The sequence below is a fragment of the Caulobacter sp. Root343 genome, from assembly GCF_001425745.1.
Classification (GTDB): domain Bacteria; phylum Pseudomonadota; class Alphaproteobacteria; order Caulobacterales; family Caulobacteraceae; genus Caulobacter.
Window position 1 is genome coordinate 220,904 of record NZ_LMDF01000011.1, and the last position, 22,293, is coordinate 243,196.

The 22,293-nt window shown below is 68.9% G+C and carries 26 protein-coding genes; 12 read left to right on the plus strand and 14 right to left on the minus strand.

All coding sequences use genetic code 11. The annotated features are described in order from the left end of the window. The first annotated feature begins 87 nt into the window (after positions 1 to 87). From rsfS to ASC70_RS22870, 5 genes are all read left to right on the plus strand, one after another. The gene (rsfS, locus tag ASC70_RS22850; RefSeq protein ID WP_162247260.1) at positions 88 to 519 is read left to right on the plus strand and encodes a ribosome silencing factor; all 432 of its coding nucleotides are present in this window, start codon (positions 88 to 90) and stop codon (positions 517 to 519) included. Positions 520 to 630: 111 nt separating this feature from the next. Further along, positions 631 to 1,095, plus strand: a complete 465-nt coding sequence (rlmH, locus tag ASC70_RS22855) for a 23S rRNA (pseudouridine(1915)-N(3))-methyltransferase RlmH (protein ID WP_056055075.1) — start codon at positions 631 to 633, stop codon at positions 1,093 to 1,095. Positions 1,096 to 1,110: 15 nt separating this feature from the next. Next, a complete protein-coding gene (locus ASC70_RS22860) occupies positions 1,111 to 2,181 on the plus strand; it encodes a murein hydrolase activator EnvC (RefSeq protein ID WP_056055078.1) in 1,071 nt (356 codons plus the stop codon). A 197-nt stretch (positions 2,182 to 2,378) separates the two neighbouring features. Beyond that, a complete protein-coding gene (locus ASC70_RS22865; protein WP_056055081.1) occupies positions 2,379 to 3,770 on the plus strand; it encodes a S41 family peptidase in 1,392 nt (463 codons plus the stop codon). Between the two features lie 129 nt (positions 3,771 to 3,899). Beyond that, entirely contained in the window at positions 3,900 to 4,730 is an 831-nt protein-coding gene (locus ASC70_RS22870; protein WP_056055083.1) for a PD40 domain-containing protein, read from the plus strand. On the opposite strand, the gene ASC70_RS22875 is transcribed toward ASC70_RS22870, so the two are convergent. Genes ASC70_RS22875 through ASC70_RS22885 form a run of 3 tightly spaced genes read right to left on the minus strand, consistent with a single transcriptional unit; the run spans position 4,662 to position 6,321 of the window. Continuing rightward, positions 4,662 to 5,171: a GNAT family N-acetyltransferase gene (locus tag ASC70_RS22875; protein ID WP_082539914.1), complete on the minus strand. Its 510-nt coding sequence runs from the start codon at positions 5,169 to 5,171 to the stop codon at positions 4,662 to 4,664. The two genes, ASC70_RS22870 and ASC70_RS22875, sit on opposite strands and share 69 nt — an antisense overlap. Next, positions 5,168 to 5,749: a hypothetical protein gene (locus ASC70_RS22880; RefSeq protein WP_056055086.1), complete on the minus strand. Its 582-nt coding sequence runs from the start codon at positions 5,747 to 5,749 to the stop codon at positions 5,168 to 5,170. Before ASC70_RS22880 ends, ASC70_RS22875 begins: the two co-directional genes overlap by 4 nt. A gap of 2 nt (positions 5,750 to 5,751) precedes the next feature. Next, the gene (locus ASC70_RS22885) at positions 5,752 to 6,321 is read right to left on the minus strand and encodes a DUF1579 domain-containing protein (RefSeq protein WP_200939253.1); all 570 of its coding nucleotides are present in this window, start codon (positions 6,319 to 6,321) and stop codon (positions 5,752 to 5,754) included. A gap of 130 nt (positions 6,322 to 6,451) precedes the next feature. On the opposite strand from ASC70_RS22885, the gene ASC70_RS22890 reads away from it, so the two are divergent. The 5 genes from ASC70_RS22890 to ASC70_RS22910 all read left to right on the plus strand — a co-directional run bounded on the left by ASC70_RS22890 (position 6,452) and on the right by ASC70_RS22910 (position 11,965). Then, entirely contained in the window at positions 6,452 to 7,837 is a 1,386-nt protein-coding gene (locus tag ASC70_RS22890) for a PLP-dependent aminotransferase family protein (RefSeq protein WP_056055087.1), read from the plus strand. 85 nt (positions 7,838 to 7,922) lie between these two features. Then, the gene (locus tag ASC70_RS22895; RefSeq protein WP_056055089.1) at positions 7,923 to 9,107 is read left to right on the plus strand and encodes a divergent polysaccharide deacetylase family protein; all 1,185 of its coding nucleotides are present in this window, start codon (positions 7,923 to 7,925) and stop codon (positions 9,105 to 9,107) included. A 39-nt stretch (positions 9,108 to 9,146) separates the two neighbouring features. Further along, positions 9,147 to 9,635: an RNA pyrophosphohydrolase gene (locus ASC70_RS22900; protein ID WP_056055091.1), complete on the plus strand. Its 489-nt coding sequence runs from the start codon at positions 9,147 to 9,149 to the stop codon at positions 9,633 to 9,635. A 29-nt stretch (positions 9,636 to 9,664) separates the two neighbouring features. After that, positions 9,665 to 11,161: an alpha/beta hydrolase gene (locus ASC70_RS22905; RefSeq protein WP_056055094.1), complete on the plus strand. Its 1,497-nt coding sequence runs from the start codon at positions 9,665 to 9,667 to the stop codon at positions 11,159 to 11,161. Positions 11,162 to 11,215: 54 nt separating this feature from the next. Beyond that, positions 11,216 to 11,965 (plus strand): alpha/beta fold hydrolase, encoded by a 750-nt coding sequence (locus tag ASC70_RS22910; RefSeq protein ID WP_056055096.1) that lies wholly within the window; start codon positions 11,216 to 11,218, stop codon positions 11,963 to 11,965. A 168-nt stretch (positions 11,966 to 12,133) separates the two neighbouring features. Here the strand turns inward: ASC70_RS22910 and sugE are convergent, their stop codons facing one another. The 11 genes from sugE to ASC70_RS22965 all read right to left on the minus strand — a co-directional run bounded on the left by sugE (position 12,134) and on the right by ASC70_RS22965 (position 20,489). Further along, positions 12,134 to 12,457 (minus strand): quaternary ammonium compound efflux SMR transporter SugE, encoded by a 324-nt coding sequence (gene sugE / locus ASC70_RS22915; protein ID WP_056055099.1) that lies wholly within the window; start codon positions 12,455 to 12,457, stop codon positions 12,134 to 12,136. A 106-nt stretch (positions 12,458 to 12,563) separates the two neighbouring features. Beyond that, positions 12,564 to 13,313 carry a hypothetical protein gene (locus ASC70_RS22920; RefSeq protein ID WP_156396296.1) on the minus strand — a complete coding sequence of 250 codons (750 nt, stop codon included), beginning with the start codon at positions 13,311 to 13,313 and terminating at the stop codon, positions 12,564 to 12,566. A 167-nt stretch (positions 13,314 to 13,480) separates the two neighbouring features. Further along, positions 13,481 to 13,741: an ATP synthase F1 subunit epsilon gene (locus ASC70_RS22925; RefSeq protein WP_047412005.1), complete on the minus strand. Its 261-nt coding sequence runs from the start codon at positions 13,739 to 13,741 to the stop codon at positions 13,481 to 13,483. After that, complete coding sequence (locus ASC70_RS22930) at positions 13,741 to 13,992, minus strand: hypothetical protein (RefSeq protein WP_047412008.1); 252 nt, start codon at positions 13,990 to 13,992, stop codon at positions 13,741 to 13,743. The genes ASC70_RS22925 and ASC70_RS22930 overlap by 1 nt, the downstream gene beginning before the upstream one ends. Further along, positions 13,992 to 15,617 carry a F0F1 ATP synthase subunit beta gene (gene atpD / locus ASC70_RS22935; protein WP_056055105.1) on the minus strand — a complete coding sequence of 542 codons (1,626 nt, stop codon included), beginning with the start codon at positions 15,615 to 15,617 and terminating at the stop codon, positions 13,992 to 13,994. The genes ASC70_RS22930 and atpD overlap by 1 nt, the downstream gene beginning before the upstream one ends. 47 nt (positions 15,618 to 15,664) lie before the next feature. Then, positions 15,665 to 16,540, minus strand: coding sequence for a F0F1 ATP synthase subunit gamma (locus ASC70_RS22940; RefSeq protein WP_056055108.1), 876 nt, complete (start codon positions 16,538 to 16,540; stop codon positions 15,665 to 15,667). A 34-nt stretch (positions 16,541 to 16,574) separates the two neighbouring features. After that, positions 16,575 to 18,107 (minus strand): F0F1 ATP synthase subunit alpha, encoded by a 1,533-nt coding sequence (gene atpA, locus ASC70_RS22945; protein WP_056055111.1) that lies wholly within the window; start codon positions 18,105 to 18,107, stop codon positions 16,575 to 16,577. A 53-nt stretch (positions 18,108 to 18,160) separates the two neighbouring features. Next, a complete protein-coding gene (locus ASC70_RS22950) occupies positions 18,161 to 18,715 on the minus strand; it encodes a F0F1 ATP synthase subunit delta (protein WP_047412017.1) in 555 nt (184 codons plus the stop codon). 181 nt (positions 18,716 to 18,896) lie between these two features. Beyond that, on the minus strand, positions 18,897 to 19,136 hold the full coding sequence (locus ASC70_RS22955; RefSeq protein WP_047412020.1) for a hotdog domain-containing protein: 240 nt from the start codon (positions 19,134 to 19,136) through the stop codon (positions 18,897 to 18,899). Positions 19,137 to 19,289: 153 nt separating this feature from the next. After that, a complete protein-coding gene (locus tag ASC70_RS22960; protein ID WP_047412023.1) occupies positions 19,290 to 19,628 on the minus strand; it encodes a hypothetical protein in 339 nt (112 codons plus the stop codon). A gap of 444 nt (positions 19,629 to 20,072) precedes the next feature. Further along, positions 20,073 to 20,489 carry a hypothetical protein gene (locus ASC70_RS22965; protein ID WP_082009404.1) on the minus strand — a complete coding sequence of 139 codons (417 nt, stop codon included), beginning with the start codon at positions 20,487 to 20,489 and terminating at the stop codon, positions 20,073 to 20,075. Positions 20,490 to 20,795: 306 nt separating this feature from the next. On the opposite strand from ASC70_RS22965, the gene ASC70_RS22970 reads away from it, so the two are divergent. Both ASC70_RS22970 and ASC70_RS22975 read left to right on the plus strand, forming a co-directional pair. Further along, positions 20,796 to 21,446: a LemA family protein gene (locus ASC70_RS22970; protein WP_082539913.1), complete on the plus strand. Its 651-nt coding sequence runs from the start codon at positions 20,796 to 20,798 to the stop codon at positions 21,444 to 21,446. A 10-nt stretch (positions 21,447 to 21,456) separates the two neighbouring features. Beyond that, positions 21,457 to 22,293 carry a YgcG family protein gene (locus ASC70_RS22975; RefSeq protein WP_082539912.1) on the plus strand — a complete coding sequence of 279 codons (837 nt, stop codon included), beginning with the start codon at positions 21,457 to 21,459 and terminating at the stop codon, positions 22,291 to 22,293.

Here is a 22,293-nt window from a genome sequence, read left to right on the forward strand (position 1 = left end):
CGGCGCCCTTTCTGGCGCGCCCCCTCACCTTTTCCTCAATTCCATGCTATGGAGGTTATCCACAGCGACCCCATAAGGAGCATGACGCTGCGTAGCGACATCGCGCACAGTGCGCACGAGGGACCGGCCGGCGCCGAGTCCTCGATTGAAACGCCGGGCCTGAGTCCGGCCCTCGACATCAAGGCGCTGGAGCGCCTTATCCTGACCCGCCTGGACGACGACAAGGCGCAGGACATCGTCCACATCGACCTGACGGACAAGAGCTCGGTCGCCGACAGCCTAATCGTGGCGTCCGGCCGTTCGCACCGTCACGTCGGCGCTTTGGCCGATCACCTGCTGCGGGCGCTGAAGGAAAACGGCTACGGCAAGGCGCGGGTCGAAGGCCTGCCGCACTGCGACTGGGTGCTGATCGACGCCGGCGACGTCGTCATCCACCTGTTCCGCCCCGAGGTGCGCAGCTTCTACAACATCGAGAAGATCTGGGCGGTCGACGCCCCGCACCGCACCGCGGCGAACTGATCTCTCGTGCTCGGCCGCCGTCCTGAAAGGGTCGGCGGCCTTGAGCGCTTTTGAGACCTGGCGCGTGGCGGGCGCCAAAACCGCTCACACTTTCGGCTGCCACGCTTGCCCATGAAAATCACCGTCCTCACCGTTGGGAAGCTGGGCCGCATGGTCGAGGCGCAGCTGGCGCTCGACTACGCGTCCCGCGCCACCGCCTCGGGCCGCGCCCTGGCGCTCGGGCCGGTCGAGATCCTGGAGGTCGAGGCCCGCAAGCCCGGCAAGGCCGCCGAGGCCGAGGTGCTCCGCCCGCACCTGGAGGGCGCCCACGTCATCGCCTGCGACGAGCACGGCAAGGTCCACAAGAGCCGCGTCTTCGCCGATCATCTCGCCAAGCTGCGCGACGACGGGACGCGACGAGTCGTCTTCCTGATCGGCGGGGCCGACGGCCTGGATCCTTCAATCCTGTCCACTGCCAACGAGAGCATGGCCTTCGGGCCGCAGACCTGGCCGCACGCCCTGGCCCGGGCGATGCTGGCCGAACAGATCTATCGCGCCGCCACCATCCTCTCGGGCTCGCCCTACCACCGCGACTAGGGCAATAAGGTCGCGATGCTTCGCCGCCCCCTGGTCATTGGCCTTCTCGTCGCCGCCCTCGCCGTTCCCACGGCCGTGGTCGGCTGGCAGCGCGCCGATCGGGCGATCGAAGCCCAGCGCGCGAGGGACCGCCAGACCGCCGCCGACACCCGCCGCGAGATCCAGGACCTGCGGGCCGAGCTGGACCGCCTGGACCATGCCCGCATCTCCGCCGGGACGGACGTCGGCGCCAAGCGCGCCCGGCTGGAGGCCCTGAACGCCCGCGAGCGCTCGATCCTGGCCGAGCTGGGCCGCAACCGGCAGCGGCTGTCGCTGCTGCTGTCGGCCCTGCAGCTGTTCCGCCGCGATCCGCCGCCGGCCCTGCTGGTCTCGCCCGCCAACGCCCGCGACGCGGTGCGGGCGGCGATCCTGATCCGCGCCATGACCCCGGAGCTGCAACATCGCGCCGACGCCTATGCTCGCCAAGCCACGGCCGTCGGAACCCTGCGCCGCGAGGCCGCCGCCGCCTCGGCCGAGCTGTTCACCGCCGAGAGCGTGGTCGCCGACCGCAAGGGCGAGATCGAGCGGCTGATCATCGAGAAGACCCAGCTGGAACGCGCCTACGCCCAGGAAGCCCTGACCCAGGATAACGAACTGCGCACCCTGGGCGCCCTGACCGACGGCCTGAACACGCACGGGGATGGCCGGGTCGAGCCGACCGGCCCTCTCACCCTCCGCGCGCCGGCGGTCGGGGCCATCGTCCGCCGCTTCGGCCAGGAGATGCCGGCCGGCGGCCGGTCGCCCGGCCTGACCCTGCGCACCGGCAAGGGCCTCACGGTCAACGCCCCCGCCGCCGGAATCGTCGAATATGCCGGCGCGCTGAACGGCTGGGGCGCGGTGCTCATCCTGCGGTCACAAGGCGCCTATCACGTGGTCCTGGCCGGCCTGGATCAGATCACCGCCTCACCCGGACAATCTGTCGCGGCCGGCGCCCCCATCGGGAAGATGCCGGATCATGTATCTTCTGATCCGGAACTCTATCTCGAGGTCCGTGAGAACGGCGCGCCGGCGGACCCGGAACGCTGGCTCAAACAGGAGTCGCGGTAGACGACTTTTTCGGTAATGGTGGCCGTAATTATACCAACGGCTACTGCTAGAGCCTGTCGGGTTCTGATGTTTCCATCTGAACCCGATCAACAGGCTCTAGATCCAAAGTTGGAGCGCGTTCAACGCGCTCTGGGGTTGGACGGGGCTAAACAATCGAAAGCGGCGCCACGCGCCGCCAGGGAGCCTTCTGGGCCTTAATGCGCAAGTATCTGCTCATCGGAGTTTCGGCCTTCGTCCTCGGCGCGGGGGCCATGGCCTATGTCAGTCCCATCGCCCAGGCGAACAACGCCCCCAAGACCAAGACCTACAAGATGCTGGAGCTCTTCGGCGACGTGCTGGGCACGGTCGAGGACCAGTACGTCACCGAGGTCGACGACAAGAAGCTGATCGAGGCGGCGCTGGACGGCATGCTGACCAGCCTCGACCCGCACTCGGGCTACCTGTCGCCCGACAGCTACGAGGACATGCAGGACACCACCCGCGGTGAATATGGCGGCCTCGGCATCGAGGTCACCAGCGAGGACGGCGTGGTCAAGGTGATCTCGCCGATGGACGGCACCCCGGCCTCGCGCGCGGGCATCCAGGCCGGCGACTACATCACCGCCGTCAACGGCCAGAGCGTCCTGGGCCTGACCGTCACCGAAGCCGTCAAGCAGATGCGCGGCGTGGCCGGCGAAGCGGTCACCCTGACCATCGCCCGCGACAAGACCGATCCGTTCGACGTGAAACTGGTCCGCGAAGTCATCAAGCCCAAGGCCGCCATCGCCAAGATGGAAGGCGACTACGGCTATGTCCGCCTGCCCGGTTTCAACGAGAAGGCCACCGACGCCCTGGTCAGCTCGATCAACGAGCTGAAGACCAAGAACCCGCAGATGAAGGGCCTGATCCTCGACCTGCGCAACAATCCCGGCGGCCTGCTGGACCAGGCGGTCGGCGTGGCCGACGTGTTCCTGGACGGCGGCGAGGTGGTCAGCCAGCGCGGCCGCGACCCGCGCAACATCCAGCGCTACAACGCCCGCCCCGGCGACCTGCTGAACGGCATGAAGTTGGTCGTGCTGATCAACCAGGGCTCGGCCTCGGCGGCGGAAATCGTCGCCGGCGCGCTGCAGGATCGCCATCGCGCCGAACTGGTCGGCCTGACCAGCTTCGGCAAGGGTTCGGTCCAGACCGTGATCCCGCTGCGCGGCGGGGCCGACGGCGCTCTGAAGCTGACCACGGCCCGCTACTTCACGCCGTCGGGCCGCTCGATCCAGAAGACCGGCATCGCCCCGGACCTCGAGGTCGCCCAGACCCGCGACCAGGCCCAGGACATCGCTAACCGCGTCTGGTTCAGCGAAGCCAGCTTCAAGAACGCGCTGAATGCCGACGAGGGCAAGACCCGCCTGGGCGTCCACACCCCGGCCGAGGCGCCGCCGACCGGTTTCGACGACAAGAAGGACGACTTCCAGCTGCAGCGGGCCATCGCCGTGCTGAAGGCCGGTTCGGTCGCCGCCACGCCGAAGCTGCCCAAGCCCGCCGCCAAGATCGCCGAGGTCACCGCCAAGGCGGCCGCGGCGGCCAACAAGACGCCGGTCACCGAGACCAAGTAGGGCGTCTCGCCTGACTGAAGATCAGCGCCGCTCCGGGAAACCGGGGCGGCGTTTTTCATGTCCGCAATTCTGTCCTGGCCGGCGGCGGCTTCACCGCTATGGTCCCCGAACACCGTTCCGGGAGAGCGCATGTCCCTGTCCATTCTCGCCGCCCTCGCCCTGGCCGCGACCGCCCCCAAACCGTTGCTACCCGGGATCGTCGACACCCCGGCCACCGAGGTCCGCCCCGCCTTCAGCCCCGACGGGCGCTGCATCCTGTGGGGGTCGATCACCACCCAGGGCGACTGGAAGATCCTGCAGACGTGTCGGGAAAGTGAAGGATGGTCCAAGCCCGCGCCGGTAGCGTTCGACACGCCCGCCAACGAGTTCGACCCCGCCTTCTCACCGGACGGCCGCACCGTCTACTTCTTCTCCAACCGGCCCGGCGGCGCGGGCGGCGACGACCTGTGGGCGGTCGAACGGGATCCCGGAACCCTGGCCTTCGGGACGCCACGAAATCTCGGTCCGCGCTTCAACACCGCCGGCGACGAGTGGGCGCCGAGTCCCACCAACGACGGCAAGCTGATCTTCTCCTCGAACGGCCACGGCGGGGCTGGCGGCCAGGACCTGTTCGAGGGCGACCTGGCCGGAGACGCGCCGGTCCGCAACCTCGGCCCCGGCGTCAACGGCCCCAAGGACGACTTCGACGCCGCCCTGCTGGCTGGCGGGAAAAGTCTGGTCTTCGCCTCGGGCGACCTGAAGGCCGAGACCGGCGTGCTGCTGCACGTCGCCCGGCGCGGCGCCGACGGGAGGTTCACGGGCCGGCGGGCCCTGGCCGCGCCGGTCAACTGCTCGGCCGAGATCAACAACGGGCCGGCGATCGATCCGCGCCGGCCCGAAGTCTTCTTCTACTCAGCCTATTGCCCGGCCCTGGGCCTGGGTCGGATGGACATCTTCGAGGTCCCCGTTCCCAGCCGCTGAGGCCAGCGCCAGGCCGTACTCGACGAAGGCCGTCTCGCGGGTCCAGCCAAGCCCTTCGTAGAGCGCCTGGGCCGATCGGTTCTCGACCCCGGTGACCAGCGACAGCCCGGCCGCGCCGACCCGGCGGGCGTGGGCGACCGCCGCCTCGACCAGGGCCCGTCCCGCGCCGGTCCGTCGGTGGTCGGCCTCCACATAGAGGTCGTTCAGGACGAAGGTCCGCGAGGTCCCGATCGACGAGAAGCCGGGATAGAGTTGGACGAAACCGATCGCCGTCTCCCCCTCGACGGCCAGGAACACCACCGACTCGCCGTTCCGCAGACGCTCGCCCAGGAAGCGGCGGGCGCGCTCGAGGTCGGACGGCTTGCCGTAGAACTGGCGATAGCGGTCGAACAGCGGCGCGACCAAGTCGAGGTCGGCCGGCAGGGCGCGATGCACGATCATCCGGCCACCTTGCTGTAGCGCATGATCCAGTTGGTCTCCCAGGTCGCCCCGCCGTCCGGCGAAAAGGCCTGCTCCCATTGGGCCTCCATCGGCGACAGCGAGCGGAACTGGCCGCGCACCTTGATCGGCCGTCCCTCGAAGCTATCGTCGGACAGGAAGGTCCCCACGCCGCCCACGAACCGTCCGATGCCGGGCGTGTCGATCGTGTGCGGATTGGCGGCGCTCAGATACCAGTCGGCCCAGGTGTCGGTCCTGGCGTCATAAGCCCGCAGGCCGAGGCCAGCGGTGGGCCCGGTCTCGCGGCGGGCCAGGCTCTCGTTGAGGTTCACGACGCCGCCCAGGAGGCTCTGGCATCTTGTCATCCCGCTGAACTCTTCCCAGTCGGCGTCCCCCGCCAGCCGCTTGCGCAGCCGGCGGTGACGAACAGTCCACGCGCCGAGGAAGAAGTCGAAATCGTGGATCGAGCCGCGCGCGCTCGACGGCGGCGTCTCGGCCGCGAAGGCTTCGCGGGCGGCGATCAGGGCCGGTGTGGTCAAGGCGAGACCCAGCAGGTCCCGCCGACAGAGGTCCAGGCTCATGCTCAATCGGCCTTCTGGAAGTCGGTGTACCAGTTGACCTCCCAGGTCTTGCCGCCGTCGGGCGAGAAGGCCTGCTCCCAGTGGGCCGTGGTCGCGGTGATGCCCGACCAGGTGAACCGCATCTTGATCGGCTTTCCGCGCAGGGTGTCGTCGGCGTAGAAGGTCCCGACGCCGTTGACGAACTTGCCCTTGACCGGAACGTCGATCACGCCCGGCCGGCGGGCGTCCAACCACCAGATCGCCCACTCGCCCGTCGCCGGGTCATAGGCTCGCGTGGTGAAGCCCCAATAGTCGCCGTCCGGCAGGCGCAGCAGATTGTCGTCGGCGTTGCCCTGGCCGTTCAGCGTCTTCCACCAGACCTGCTCGCCGGTGAACGTCTCCCAGCGGGTGTCGCCCACCAGGCGCTCCTTCAGGCGACGGTGCGTGGCGGTCCACTTGCCGACCCGCAGGTCGAAGGCGTGCAGGCCGGAGAGGTCCTGGCCGGCCTTGAGCTTGACGTTGTCCTGGTCGGCCCGGGCCGGCGCGGCCAGCGCCACGGCGGCCAGCAGGCCCATTACGATCGATCGCTTCATGAGGTTCCTCCTCTGCCGCCACGGTTCTGCGACCGCCGGGCAATGCGGACGAGAGCCAATCCCGGCGAACCTCGGGGCGCCATTGGGGCGTGACTTGAGCTGGCGCGCGCCCGCGCGCACAAAGGCGGCGATGAGCGTCGTGCTGGAACTCGCGCTGCAACTGCCGCCCGCCGGATCGCGCGACGTGCGCCAGCGGCTGCACGCCCAGCTGAAGGCGGCGATCCTGGACGGTCGCCTGGCCGCCGGCGTCCAGCTGCCCGCCAGCCGGGCCCTGGCCGAGCAGCTGGGCGTCTCGCGCAACACCGCCATGGCGGTCTACGACCTGCTGCTGAGCGAGGGCCACATCGTCTCGCGGCCCGGCGCGGGGACCTTCGTGGCTGGCGCGGCGCCGAAGCCGTCTCCGGAACCTTGCGCGAGCCCGCGGGCGGAGGCGCTGTTCAACCTGCGCCCCGGGCGGCCCGACACCGCCAGCTTTCCGTTCGACATCTGGGGGCGGCTCACGGGCCGCGCGCTGCGCCGCTTCAGCCGCACGACGACGAACTACCGCGAGCCCGCCGGCCATCCCGCGCTGCGCGAGGCCATAGCCGGCCACCTGTCCTTCGCCCGCGCCCTGGCCTGTACGCCCGAGGACATCGTCGTCACGGTCGGCGCCCAGCAGGCCTTCGACCTGGTCGCCCGCACCCTGGTCGCGGCCGGCCGGACCGTGGTGGTCGAGGATCCCGGCTATCCCGCCGCGCGCGAGGCCTTCGCGGCCGCCGGGGCCAGGGTGGTCGCCGTCCCGGTCGACCGCGAGGGCCTGGTCGTCGAGGCCCTGCCGGAAGGCTCGGCCCTGGTTTGCGTCACCCCCTCGCAGCAGTACCCGCTGGGCGCCCCGCTCTCGCCGGCTCGTCGCGAGGCGCTGCTGGCCTATGCCGCGCGAAACGAGACCCTGATCGTCGAGGACGACTATGGCGGCGAGTTCCGCTTCGAGGGTCCGCCGCAGCCGACCCTGCGCGCCCAGGATCGTGACGGCCGGGTGGTCTATGTCGGCACCTTCTCCCAGAGCCTGCTGCCGGCCCTGCGCATCGGCTTCGTCGTCGCGCCGGAACGGGCCCGCGCCACCCTGACAGCGGCCCGCGAGCGCAGCGACTGGCACGGTCCGGCCATCGAGCACGCCACCCTGGCCGCCTTTATCGCCGAGGGTCACCTGGCCCGTCACGTGCGCAAGATGCGGCGGATCTACGCCGAGCGCCGGGTCGTGCTGCTGGCCGCCCTGACCGCGCACGCCGAAGACCTGCTGGAGCCCATCCCCGCCCTGGCCGGCCTGCACATCACGGCCTTGCTGCGGCCGCCGATCGACGCACGCGGCGTGGTCCAGCGGGCCTCGGCCCTGGGAGTGGCGGTCGATGGTCTGGACGTCTACGCCGCCGGGGCGGCCTCGCCGCCGGGCCTGGTCCTGGGCTTCGGCCAGGTCGAGGCCATGCGGATCGACGAGGCGATCCGCCGTCTGGCCCAGGCGGTGCGCGAGCAGGCCTGACCGCGTCGCCGCGCCGCACCGCCACGCGGCGCGCGACACGTCTTGTTAACCATATGTTCGGCCCTGATCCGCTAGCCTCGCGGTCATGGCCGTCACCTTCTCGCGCAAGCCCGCCTACGCCGCCGCCGCGCCCGCTTCGGGCGGGTCGGGCGAGCTGCGCGCCAAGCTGATGGCGGCGGTGGCCAATCCCTATATCAGCGCCAGCGGCGCGGCCTGCCTGTTCCTGGCTTCGCTGGCGACGCTCGTCTTGATCACCAGCGACCCGCACGCCGGCTCGCCGGTGATTCGCCTGCCGCTGACCAAGATCGGCGCCACCAAGAACATCCCCGACGGCTGGCGCGAGGCGCTGGGCGCCGAGAGCGCGCACGAGGCCAGCCTGGTCCCGGGGCAGCTGGACCTGTCGAGCCATCCGTTCGCCCCCTCGACCACCGGCATTGGAGGCGAGACGCCGCCGATGGACGGCCTGCAGGTCCTGCCGCCGATCCAACAGGGTCCGGGCCTGGCCCAGGCGCCGATCGCCGACCTGACCGCCCCCGGTCCCGGCGGCGGCCCACTGCCGATCATCGCCGCCGACGGCCGGACGGCCGCCGAGGCCTATGCCCGTCCTTTCACGCCCAATGGCCGCCCCAAGGTGTCGGTGGTCATCGGCGGCCTGGGCCTCAACGCCCAGACCACCCGCGCGGCGATCGAGACCCTGCCGGGCGAGATCACCCTGTCGTTCGCGCCCTATGCCGACGGCCTGCAGGGCTGGATCGACCTGGCTCGCGCCCACGGCCACGAGGTCCTGCTGGAGACGCCGATGGAGCCGGCCGACTATCCGGCCAATGATCCGGGCCCCTACACCCTGATCGCCGCCAACCGGCCGGAAGACACCGTGCGCAAGCTGGAATGGCTGATGTCGCGCGCCACCGGCTATTTCGGCCTGTCGAACTATCTGGGCGCCCGCTTCGTCGAGAACGACCAGGCGATGAACACCTTCAACGCCGTGCTGAAGGCGCGAGGCCTGGCCTTCGTCGACGACGGGCTGGCGTCGCGCCGCGGCGGTCCGATCCCGCGCGCCTCGGCCGACCGGGTGATCGACGACGAGCTGTCGGCCAGCGCCATCGACGCTCAGCTGCGGGCGCTGGAGAACGGCGCGGCCGGTCGCGGCCAGTCGCTGGGCTCGGGCTTCGCCTATCCGGTGACGATCAGCCAGGTGGGCGTCTGGGCCGCTGGCCTCCAGGCGCGCGGCCTGCAACTGGCCCCCGCTTCGGCCCTCGCACACCGCTAGGCTGGCGTAGCGGCAAGTCTCCTGAGATAAGAGCTCGGCATGACCGAGCTAGACTATCCGCAGCATCGCCCGAACGTCGGCGTCGTCCTGTTCCATCCGGACGGCCGCGTCTGGCTGGGTCGCCGGAACAAGCAGCCGCCGCCCTACAACTGGCAGTTCCCGCAAGGCGGGGTCGACGACGGCGAGGACCTCGAGGCCGCCGCCCGTCGCGAGCTGGCCGAGGAGACCGGCGTCACTTCCGTCGAACTGCTGGGCCGCACCGAAGGCTGGGTTACGTACGACTTCCCGCCCGAGGTCCTGGCCAACGAAAAACGCTCGCGCGGCTGGCTTGGCCAGAAGCAGGTCTGGTTCGCCTATCGCTTCACCGGCGAGGAGTCCGAGATCGACCTGGAAGCGGACGAGCACGTCGAGTTCGACGCCTGGAAGTGGGGCAGGCTCGACGAAACGCCCGAACTGATCGTACCCTTCAAGCGCGGGGTCTACGAAGCGGTGGTCGCCGCGTTCCAGGGGTTCGCGCGGAGGGGCTGATCCTGGTCCCGTCGCGCTGGGGAGACGGAATGGCGGAAACGGTTCTGTTGATTCACGGCTACGGCTGCGCGGGGGACGTCTGGGGTCCTGTCGCCGCGCGGCTGAAGGCCGAAGGCTATCGGGTCGTGGCCCCGACCATCCGGTCGGCGGTGCGCACCGTCGAAGGTCCCAGGGCCGGCCTGGCGGGCCTGACCTTGGCCGACTATGTCGCCGAGATGAGCGCCCTGGCCCAGACCCTGGCCAAGGAGACCGGCAAGAAACCGCTGGTCGTCGGCCACTCGATGGGCGGTCTGATCGCTCAGAAGATCGCCGAGGCCGGCCACGCCGCGGGCCTGGTTCTGTTCGCCCCGGCCTCGCCCGCCGACGCGCGCGGCAAGCCGAAGCTCTCGCCGGTCTTCACCTTCCTGAACCTGGCCTTGCAGAGCAAGCCGGAGACCCGGGCGGGCAAGATGTGGAAGGCTGGCTTCAAGTACGGCGTCGTCAACGCGGTGCCGATCGCACGCCACGACGACCTTTACGCGACAATGGTCTATGACAGCGGTCAGGTGCTGGCCGATCTGGCCTGGCCCGCCAAGGATCCCCACAAGACCGCCCATGTCGACGCCGCCAAGGTGACCGTGCCCGTGCTGGTGCTGGCCGGCGCTCTCGACCGCACGACCCCGACCTCGGACACCCGCCTGGTCGGCAAGAAGTACGCGAATGCCGACTACAACGAATATCCCAACAACGCCCACTACCTGATAGACGAGCCAAACACGATGAAGATCCTCGACGACGTGATCGCCTGGTTGACGGGCAAGAAACTGACGCCGGCCGCCGAGCCCGCGCCGAAACCCGAAGCGCCCAAGGCCGAAGCCCCGAAGGCCGAAGCGTCCAAGGCGGAGCCCGTGAAGGCGCCTGAACCGGCGCCGGCGCCTGCCCCGGTGAAGGCCGCTGAGCCGGCCCCGGCCGCCGCGACGCCGGCCGCCAAACCCGCGCCTGCGCCGAAGAAGGCTCCGGCCGCCAAGGCCGCCGCCAAGCCGAAGACGGAAGCCAAGGCCGCGCCCGCCCCCAAGGCGGCGGCGAAGCCCGCGGCCGCCAAGCCAGCCCCGAAGGCGGCGGCTCCGAAGGCCGCCCCCGCCAAGGCCGTTCCGGCCGCCAAGGCTCCGGCCAAGCCCGCCGCGCCGGCCGCCGAGAAGGCCGCCACGCCGAAGGCCACGGCCAAGCCGGCCGCCAAGGCCCCGCCCGCTCCGAAAGCCGCCCCGGCTGCTAAAGCCAAGGCCGCTCCCGCGCCCAAGGCGGCGGCGAAGCCCGTGGCCGCCAAGCCGGCTCCGAAGGCGGCCGCGCCGGCCAAGGCCCCGGCCAAGACCGCCACCCCGAAGCCGGCCGCGAAAGCGCCGGCCAAGCCGAAGGCCGAAGCCGCCGCCAAGGCGCCCGTCGCCAAGGCTCCGGCCAAGGCCGCGGCCGCGCCCAAGGCGGCCGCCAAGGCTCCAGCCAAGCCTGCGACAAAGGCGCCCGCCAAAACCTCGCCCAAGGCCAAGAAGTAAGTGTAGGCTGATCTCCGCCGGCTGCTTCGCCGGCGGGGTTTGCTTAGGGCGTCCATGCGCGCACCGGTGATCATGGTCCACGGCGCCTTTTGCGGCGGCTGGACCTTCGACGTGTTCCGTACCCCTTTCGAGGCGGCCGGCCATCACGTCCTTACACCCGACCTGATCGGCCACGACGGCCAGAGCAGCGCGGCCGGCGTGTCGATGAGCGACTACGCCCGCCAGATCGCCCGCCTGGCCGAGGCCTGCGAGACGCCGCCCATCCTGATCGGCCACTCGATGGGCGGCCTGGTCGCCCAGATGGCCGCCAGCCGCGCCAAGGTCTCCAAACTGATCCTGCTGGCCCCGTCCGCCCCCTGGGGCGTCTCGGGCGCGACCCTGGAGGAGGCGGTCTCGGCCGTCAGCCTCTACGCCCTGGGCCCCTACTGGCTGCAGGCCGTCGCCCCGGACTATGGCGTCGTGCGCCGCTACAGCGTCGACCGGCTGGCTCGCCCCGAACGCAAGGCCATCTTCGCCCGCATGACGGCCGAGAGCGGCCGGGCGTTGTGGGAGACCCTGAACTGGTGGCTGGACCCGTTCATGACCACCTCAGTCTCGTCACCCGGCTGCCCGGTGCTGGCCGTCGCCGGCGGCCAGGACGTCATCCACCCGCCCGCCACCGTCCGCCAGACGGCCGCGCGCCTGGGCGGCAGCGTCGAAGTCTTCCCCGAAATGAGCCATTGGCTGCCGGGCGAGCCTGGCTGGGAGGCGGTGGCCGCGCGCTGCCTCGAGTTCATCACGGCGGAAGACCGGGCGGCGGCTTAGTAGCCCTCTCCTCAACCGACCTCCCCGGCGAAGGCCGGGGTCCAGATCGAGCCATGGCCCGTTCGGGTCTTGGCTCAGACCCGTGGCGCGAACGCGCGAGCCTCTCCGGATGAATCTGGGCCCCGGCCTTCGCCGGGGAGATCGGTTTTCTAGATTTAGCCGGTCATCTCACGCCGCCGGCGAAAACACCTTCAGCCCCAGGATCCCCGCCACGATCAGGCCCAGGCAGACCAGCCGGGCGGCCGTGGCCGGCTCCTTGAACAGCATGATGCCGACGATGGCCGTGCCGACCGCGCCGACGCCGGTCCAGACCGCGTAGGCCGTACCCAGCGGCAGGGTCTTCACGGCCCAGCCCAGCAGGCCCATGGACAACACGAGGCTGATCGCCGTCAGGGCGATCGGGATCGGCTTGGTGAAGCCTTCGGTGAACTTCAGGCCCACGGCCCAGCCCACTTCGAACACGCCCGCGATGAGAAGGATGATCCAGGCCACGACGAGCCCTTTCCTTAAAAGGCGGGGTCGTCCCCGGATAGAAAAAGGCGCGGGGTCGTCCCCGCGCCTTCGTCAGATAGGTCCGCCCGAAGGCGGAGCAACCGGGTTAGCGGCTGGTGGTGCTGTACAGGATCTGGGCGCGCTCGAAGTTCTTGCCGACCGAGGTTTCGTCCAGCTTCTTCAGGCGCATATAGACCAGGCCCGCGTGGCCGCCGGCCCAGGCGTCGTCCCACGAGACGGTGAAGCGACGGAAGTCGCTGCCGACCGTCTGGTCGTTGCGGATCAGGCGCAGCTGCGGGCTGTTTTCCCAGGTCGCCCAATCGTGCAGGGCGTTGGCCAGTTCCTGGGCCTGCTCGGGGGTCTGCGAATAGTCGATGGTGACCGTGCAGACGTTCTTGTTCGAGCCCGGGTTGTCCAGGGTGATGTTGTACGGCTTCTCGAGGGCGAGGACCCACTGCTCCTTCTTCTTCTTGAAGCCGTAGTCCTTGACCAGCTGGGTGAAGTCACCGCCGGCGACCGACGGCTTGCAGACCTTGTCCAGCACGTCCATCAGGCGCACCGACAGCGGGTCGGTGGTGCGCGGACCGCGGGTCGGCGCGACATAGCTGTCGGCCGGGGCCTGGCCGGCGGCCGGCGCGGCGACCGGGGGCGCGGTCTGGTCGGCCGGCGCGGCCGGCGTCGTTTGAGCCGGAGCGCTCTGATCGGCCGGAGCCGGAGCGGCGGCGGGAGCCTGGGCGGGCGCCGGAGCGGTTTGCTCCTGGGCAAGGGCGGTGGTCGAGACCGCGCCGATGGCGATCAGGCTGACGAGCGCAAGGCGCATAGGCTGGATATCCCCAACAAGACGAGAGGTCGGCATTAAAACCGACAGACGATCCCTCGCAACCCTTATGGCTACCGATTGAGACCAAGATTGGGCCACAGGTGTAATTTTCTTATGGCCCGGGCGGAAAGGTTCGCGCTTGACGCGAAAACGCCCTCGATCCGGCAGGACCAAGGGCGTTTCAAAAGTCACGACAGGACGGATCAGGCCGCTTCGACGGCGTGCTCGGCCAGGATCGTCAGGCCGTCGGGGCCGACGTCGGCGAAGCCGCCCTGGATGTCGAACACCTTGGTCGTCGCGCCGTCCTTCACGGTCACCTTGCCTTCGCGCAGGGTGGTCATGAACGGGGCGTGGCCGGCCAGGACGCCGAAATCGCCTTCCGTCCCCGGAGCCTGGACCAGGTCCACGTCGCCGGAGAACAGTTCCCGTTCCGGAGCCACAAGGGAAAAGTGCAGCTTGGCCATCAGTTGAAAGTCTCCTCGACGCCGCCAAGCGCGGCTTCGATGTCCTCGTCGGTCTGGATCTCGGTCCCGCAGAACGGGCAGAAGCGAATCGTGGCCAGCACCAGGCCGGTCTCGCCCTCTTCTTCCCGTTCGCCGAGATTCAGCAGGATCAGGCCGCTGTCATGCTCGATGAGGCTGGCGGCGGGGTCCGGAGACACCGCTTCGGCCAGCTCCTCGCAGCAGAAATGGCCGAGATCGGCGTCTTCGGTCATCAAGCTTCCGCCGCCATCTTTTCGGCCTTGGCCACGGCTTCCTCGATCGCGCCGACCATGTAGAAGGCGCCTTCCGGCAGGTGGTCGTATTCGCCGTCCACGATGCCCTTGAACGAGCGGATCGTGTCCTTCAGCTGGACGAAGGCGCCCGGCGTGTTGGTGAACTGCTCGGCGACGTGGAACGGCTGGCTCAGGAAGCGCGAGATCTTGCGGGCGCGCGACACGACCAGCTTGTCGTCTTCCGACAGCTCGTCCATGCCCAGGATGGCGATGATGTCCTTCAGCGACTTGTACTGCTGCAGGACTTCCTGGACGCGGCGAGCGACCGTGTAGTGCTCCTCGCCGATGACCAGCGGGTCCATGATCCGCGAGGTCGAGTCCAGCGGATCGACGGCCGGGAAGATGGCCTGGGCGGCGATGTCGCGCGACAGAACGGTGGTGGCGTCCAAGTGGGCGAACGAGGTGGCCGGGGCCGGGTCGGTCAAGTCGTCGGCGGGGACGTAGATGGCCTGGACTGAGGTGATCGAGCCCTTGTTCGTCGAGGTGATGCGCTCTTGCAGATTGCCCATCTCGGTGGCCAGGGTGGGCTGATAGCCCACGGCCGAGGGGATGCGGCCCAGCAGAGCCGAGACTTCGGCGCCGGCTTGGGTGAAGCGGAAGATGTTGTCGACGAACAGCAGCACGTCCTTGCCTTCTTCGTCACGGAAGTATTCCGCGATCGACAGGCCGGTCAGGGCGACGCGGGCGCGGGCGCCCGGGGGTTCGTTCATCTGGCCGTAGACCAGGGCGCAACGGCTGCCTTCGGTCGAGCCGTTGTTGGCCTTCGGGTCGGTGTTGACGTTGGACTCGATCATCTCGTGATAGAGGTCGTTGCCTTCGCGGGTGCGTTCACCCACGCCGGCCAGAACCGAATAACCGCCGTAGGCCTTGGCGATGTTGTTGATCAGTTCCTGCATCGTCACGGTCTTGCCGACGCCGGCGCCGCCGAACAGGCCGATCTTGCCGCCCTTGGTGTAAGGGCACATCAGGTCGATGACCTTGATGCCCGTGACCAGCACCTCAGCGGTGTTGGTCTGCTCGGCGAAGGTCGGGGCGTCGCGGTGGATCGTGCGGGTGATGTCCGAACGGATCGGGCCCTGCTCGTCGATCGGCTCGCCGATGACGTTCATGATGCGGCCCAGGGTGCCCGGACCGACCGGCACGCGGATGGCTTCGCCGGTGTCGCGCACGGGCTGACCGCGGACCAGGCCCTCGGTGGCGTCCATCGCGATGGCGCGGACGGTGTTCTGGCCCAGGTGCTGGGCGACTTCGAACACCAGGCGCTGGCCGGTGGCGGTGTTGACGGTCTCGACGGCGTTCAGGATCGCCGGCAGCTCGCCGACGAACTCGATGTCGACGACGGCGCCGATGATCTGCACCAGGCGGCCGGTGGCGCCGTCCAGGTTCAGGGCGGCGTTGGCCGGGGTCGAAGCGGCCGTCTTCTTGGCGGCGGGGGCCTTCGCGGCGGCCGGAGCCTTCGCGACAGCGGCCTTCGGCGCGGCGGCGGCCTTGGGAGCGGCGGGCTTCTTGGCGGCGGTCGCCGGCTTTTCAGCGGCGGCGGGGGCCTTAGCGGGGGTCTTGGCCATGGCGTGCGGTCTTTCGGTCTCTGCGTGCTTGTGTCGTTAGGCTTGGATCAGACGGCTTCGGCGCCGGAGATGATCTCGATCAGCTCCTTGGTGATCTGGGCCTGGCGGGAACGATTGTACTCGAGGGTGTAGCGCTTGATCATGTCGCCGGCGTTGCGCGTGGCGTTGTCCATGGCGGTCATCTGGCTGGCGTAGAAGCCGGCCATGTTGTCCAGCAGGGCCGACAGGATCTGGACCGTCAGGTTGCGCGGCAGCAGGGTCTCGAGGATGGCCTCTTCCGAGGGCTCGTACTCGTAGACCGCCGTCGGGCCCGAAGGCGCTTCGACGCCCTCGACCGTGGCGGGGATCAGCTGCAGGCCCGTCGGGATCTGCTGCACCACCGACTTGAAGCGGCTGTAGAACAGGGTGACCACGTCGGTCTCGCCGGCTTCATACAGGCGCGTGACCGCGTCTGCGATCGGCTGGGCCACCGACAGCGTGAACTGGCGGTAGGCCGAGAGGTCGAACGTCTCGACGACCTTGCCGGCGTAGGGACGGGCGAGCTGCGCCGTCACCTTCTTGCCGACGCAGATCACCTGCACCGTCTTGCCCTGGGCGATCAGCCCGTCGATGTGGACCCGCGCGGCGCGGACGATCGACGAGGTGAAGCCGCCCGCCAGGCCACGATCGGCGGCGGCGACCACCACCAGATGGCGGTCGTCGCGGCCCGTCCCGGCCAGGAGCTTCGGCGCGCCGTCACCGGACACGCCGGCGGCGAGGTTGGCGATGACAGTGGCCAGGCGCCGAGCGTAAGGACGGGCGGATTCCGCCGCGTCCTGGCTCCGGCGCAGCTTGGCCGCCGCCACCATCTGCATCGCTTTCGTGATCTTCTGCGTCGCCTTGACGCTCGAGATCCGATTGCGCATTTCCTTCAAGCTGGCCATTCGGCGCTACTCTCTCCGAGCGTTCCGAGGGGGCTTAGGCGAAGGTCGACGAGAAGCTGTCGAGCGCGCTCTTCAGCGACGCTTCCAGATCCTTGTCGAGGGCCTTCTTGGTGCGGATGCCGTCCAGCAGGTCCTTGTGGGCGCTGTGCAGACGGGCCAGGAGCTCGCTCTCGAACCGGCGAACCGACGAGGTCGGGATCTTGTCCAGATAGCCGCGGGTGCCGGCGTAGATCACGCAGACCTGCTCTTCGACCGACTGCGGGGCGTACTGGGGCTGCTTCAGCAGCTCGGTCAGGCGTTCGCCGCGCGCCAGCATCTTCTGGGTCGAGGCGTCCAGGTCCGAGCCGAACTTCGCGAAGGCGGCCATTTCACGATACTGGGCCAGCTCGCCCTTGATGGGGCCGGCGACCTGCTTCATCGCCTTGATCTGGGCCGACGAGCCAACGCGCGACACCGAGATGCCGACGTTCACGGCCGGGCGGATGCCCTGATAGAACAGGTCGGTTTCCAGGAAGATCTGGCCGTCGGTGATCGAAATCACGTTGGTCGGGATGTAGGCCGACACGTCGTTGGCCTGGGTTTCGATGATCGGCAGGGCCGTCAGAGAGCCCGAACCGTTGTCCTCGTTCAGCTTCGCGGCGCGTTCCAGCAGGCGCGAGTGCAGATAGAACACGTCGCCGGGATAAGCTTCGCGGCCCGGCGGGCGGCGCAGCAGCAGCGACATCTGGCGGTAGGCGACGGCTTGCTTGGACAGGTCGTCATAGATGATCAGGCCGTGCAGGCCGTTGTCGCGGAACCATTCGCCCATGGCGCAGCCCGAGAACGGGGCCAGGTACTGCAGCGGGGCCGGCTCCGAGGCCGAGGCGACGACGACGATCGTGTATTCCAGGGCGCCGTGCTCTTCCAGGGTCTTGACGATCTGGGCGACGGTCGAGCGCTTCTGGCCGATGGCGACATAGACGCAGTAGAGCTTGGCGCTCTCGTCCTTGCCGGCGTTGACGGCCTTCTGGTTCAGGATGGTGTCGATGGCGACGGCGGTCTTGCCGGTCTGACGGTCACCGATGATCAGCTCGCGCTGGCCGCGGCCGACCGGGATCAGGGTGTCGATCGACTTCAGGCCGGTCTGCACGGGCTCGTGCACCGACTTGCGGGGGATGATGCCCGGCGCCTTGACGTCGACGCGGCGACGCTCGGTGTATTGGATCGGGCCCTTGCCGTCGATCGGCTCGCCCAGCGGGTTGACGACGCGGCCCAGCAGGCCACGGCCGACCGGCACGTCGACGATCTCGCCCAGGCGACGGACTTCGTCGCCTTCCTTGATCTCGGCGTCGGCGCCGAAGATCACGGCGCCGACATTGTCGCGCTCGAGGTTCAGGGCCATGCCCTTCACGCCGGCCTTCGGGAATTCCAGCATTTCGCCGGCTTGGACGTTGTCCAGGCCGTAGATGCGGGCGATGCCGTCACCGACGGACAGCACCTGGCCGACGTCCGAAACGGCGGCTTCTTCGCCGAAGTTGGCGATCTGCGACTTGAGGATGGCCGAAATCTCGGCGGCGCGGATGTCCATGGTCTTCTGGGCTCTCTGCGATCTAATCTTTTTGGGCGCGCTTATTAAAAGGCTTAGGCGCGCTTCAGGGCGAATTTCAGGGAATCGAGCTTCGAACGGAGCGAAGCGTCGAAGAGACGCGAACCGACGCGCACCTTCAGACCGCCCAGCAGGGACGGATCGACGCGCGTGGAAACTTCGGGGGTCTTGCCCAGGGCCTGGGCGAGAGCGGCTTGCACGCCCTTCAGCTGGGCCGGCGACAGGGCGGAGGCCGAGACGACCTCGGCGGTGACGACGCCGCGGTGCTTGGCCGACAGTTCGGCGAAGGCCGTGATGGCGCCCATCAGGTCGGCCGAGCGACCGTTGGCGGCCACGAGGCCGAGGAACTTGGTGGTCAGCGGCTGGAAGCCGGCCTTGGTGGCGACGGCGGCCAGGCCCTTGCCCTTCTCCTCGGCGGAGAAGGCGGGCGAGGCGATCAGGCGGCGCAGGTCGGCGCTGTCGGCATACATCGCCTTCAGGCTCTTCAGATCGGCCTCGACCTTGGTCAGGGAGCCGCTCTCGATCGTCAGTTCGAACAGGGACTGCGCATAGCGCTGACCCGCATCCGTCGCCTTGGTTTCGTCCGCCACTTGGTATCCGCCCGGTGCGTTGTAAATGGCCGCCGACAAGACGTTTAACCCCTGTCGCGGCTTTAAAGGCTTGAGCGCGCTCGCGAAAAGCACATGGACGGCCGGCGCTGCCGCGCCGCCCCGTCCGAAGCCGCGCGCCTGATAACACGGGCCTTTCGCAGTCGCAACCAAGCCGGCGCGTTCAGTCTCCGGCGCGGCGGAACACGGCCGAGGCCGAAGCCGCCAGCGCGCCGTCGGGACGACGCAGCTCGCCTTGTGTGAACACCAGGCTGCGGGTGGCCCGCTCGACCCAAGCCTTCGGCTCCAGATCGTCGGCCGGGCTCTCGCTTCCGTAGTCGACGGTCATCGACGCCAAGGCTGTTCCTTCGCCCGCGGCCTTGCGCAGAACGGATTCCAGCTGGGCGGCGAGGCTCGTGTCCATGGCCTTCAACTAATCCCTGACCCGAAAAAGAAAAGAGGCGGCGGGAAGGACCCGCCGCCCCGTTCAGGCGAATGCTCGAGGAAACAGCCAGACGAGGCCGGAGAAACGACGGCCCCTAAGCGTCCGGTACTTAAGGCAAAGCGATACGTGTTCTTACTTAGCCGAAGCCAGGGCGGAACCGCCCTTGGCCGAGGCGTTGCAGCGGGTCAGGTCGTCGGCGTCCAGCGACTTGGTTTCGCCGCCGAAAGCCGCGACGCGGCCCACTTCCTTGGCGAGGGCTTTGCAGGCCACCGCGGTGAGGGCCCGCGAAGGGGCTTGGGTCGAGACGCACTCGGCGCCTTCGCAGACGAAGACGGCGCCGCCGGCGACGACCTTGGTCTTGGCGGCGACCGGCGCGTCCAGGGCGGCGGCGATGCGGCCGTCGGCGAAGGCCGAACCGGCGAACATGGAGAAGGCGATGGCGGCCACGGCCGTCAGGGAACGGAGCTTCATCAGAAAGCCCTCCGGTGTTGGGGAAGTTGCGGTCAGATCGATGATCGGCGAAAAGCGGTACTGGCCGCCCGGACCCGGGGACTAGGAGCGCCGGTATCCCCACCGGTGCTTCGGATCCGAACTAAGCATCGCTTAGATATCAGTGATAAGAAATTGCGCAAGCGGAATTTCGCGGGCGCGTCGATTTTTCGGAAAACGGGGATTCCTGAGGAAACGCGGCGAGGGCTAAGCGGAAACGGCGAGGGTGCGGCGCCCCACTCCGGCTCGCGCCACCTCCAAAACCGCCTTCCTCGCCCTCGTGGCGAGGATCCAGGGCGCGGCTAGGCTCGGGAGATGAGCGGTGAACGCCGCCAGCGCGGGTGCGTTCGGCTCAAGACATTGCAAGCTGAACGCTGGGCCTAGGCATGAAGCCTAGGAAGGGCCGGGTTTCTTGAGGAGCGCAGCCTACAGCCCCAGGATCTGGTCGATCCGGCTTTCGGCCTTGGCGTGGATGGCGCGGTCCTCGACCATGCCCTGGACACGCGAATAGCGGCCGTCCTTGCCCGCGTGGCGGCGGATGCCGTCGGCGGTCAGCAGCGGCTCGACCTTGGTCGGATCGGTGAAGGCGCTCATCACGGCGGCCATCAGCGCGCCGATCAGGGCGGCGATCACCGGCCCCATCGCGCCGATCCAGCCTTCGCCGAAGATCGACTGCAGGCGCTCGACCAGCAGTTCGCGGTTCGGCTGCTTCGCCATCACCCCAACCGTCCAGAAGACGCCGCCCTGGACGATGGCCGCCAGCATGACTGGCAGGGCGACGCCCAGCATCCGCGGCCGGACCAGAAGTCCGAGCGCAGCGCCGAGGATCGCGAAGGCGGCCATGATAATCATGCCGGAAATCTACGCCCGGCCTGGTCAAGAGCGGGTTAAGGTCTTGTTTCGCAAGGACATGGCTGGCCGCGGCTACTCGTCGCGCCTAGTCTTCCGTGGAAGAGCGCCTCGCGCACGCGCGCCGTCCCTCTCGGCCTATCTCGATGAGACTTTCGCGCAAACTCGCGCCTTTTCTTCCCCGACCTCAACCCGAACGGGGATGCCGCGTTTGCTCATGGACAAGGTTTAATCCGTCGCGACCTGACGTGTATCAAGGGACGCGCTATCTAACAGCGATACGCGAGCATACATGTTCGCATGGAGGGATACTTGATGAACCGTCTCGTCCGTAACGCCGCCCGCGTCGCCGTGATCGTCGCTGTTCCGGCGACTCTGGCTGGCTGCGGAATCAACACCATCCCGACCCAGGACGAGGCGACCAAGGCCGCCTGGGCCGAGGTGCAGAACCAGTACCAGCGCCGGGCCGACCTGGTGCCGAACCTGGTCGCCACGGTGAAGGGCTACGCGGCCCAGGAAAAGGACGTGCTGACCGCCGTCACCCAGGCCCGCGCCAGCGCCACCCAGGTCAAGGTCGACGCCTCGACCATCACCGACCCGGCCCAGTTCCAGAAATTCGCCGCCGCCCAGGACCAGTTGTCGGGCGTGCTGGGCCGGCTGATGGTCATTCAGGAACAGTATCCGGAGCTGAAGTCGAACCAGAACTTCCTGGCCCTGCAGAGCCAGTTGGAAGGCACCGAAAACCGCATCACGATCGCGCGCCGCGACTACAATTCGACGGCCCAGAAATACAACACCACCCTGCGCACCTTCCCCAGCGTGTTCTGGGCCAAGACGATGTACAGCGGCCAGAAGCCGGCCCAGCTGTTCCAGGCCTCGGCGGCGGCGCAGAGCGCCCCGACCGTGGACTTCAGCGCCCCGCCGACGGCGACGCCGCCGAAGGTGCAGTAGGGCTGTGACGATGGCCGCCTTCGTCGTCTCCCGTCACGCGGGGGAGGCGCCCTCGACCGCCTGGCTGAGGGCCTGCCTCCTGGCGCTGGCGGTGATCGTTTTCGCCTTCCCCGCCTTCGCCGAACCTAAGTTCCCGCCCCTGACCGGGCGGGTGGTCGACGAGGCCCAGGTGCTGTCGCCCGACGTCGAGCGCGACCTGACCGACAAGCTGGAAAACCTGGAGGCCACGACCGGTCGCCAGCTGGTGGTCGCCACCGTGCCCAGCCTGCAGGGCTATCCGATCGAAGACTTCGGCTACCAGTTGGGCCGGACCTGGGGCATCGGCGAGAAGGACAAGAACACCGGCGCGATCCTGCTGGTGGCGCCCAATGATCGCAAGGTGCGGATCGAGGTCGGCTACGGCCTGGAGCCGGTGCTGACCGACGCCCTGTCCAGCGTCATCATCCAAAGCGCCATCCTGCCCAAGTTCCGCGACGGCGACCTGCCGGGCGGCGTCGTGGCCGGGACGGACGCCCTGGTCGAGCAGCTCAGCCTACCCGCCGACCAGGCCAAGGTCCGCATCGCCGAGGCCAGCCGGCCTGAACGCCACAAGGCCAAGGGCTCGCCTCTGGTCGGCCTGATGATCGGCCTGTTCCTGATCATCCTGTTCTCCAGCCTGTTCCGAGGTCGACGCGGGCGCAGCGGCCTGGGCTCGGCCCTGCCGTGGATCATCCTGGGCGCGCTGAACAACGGCGGCCGAGGCGGCGGCTGGAGCGGCGGTGGCGGAAGCAGCTGGGGCGGCGGCGGGGGAGGTTTCTCCGGCGGCGGCGGCTCGTTCGGCGGCGGCGGCAGTTCGGGGAGCTGGTGA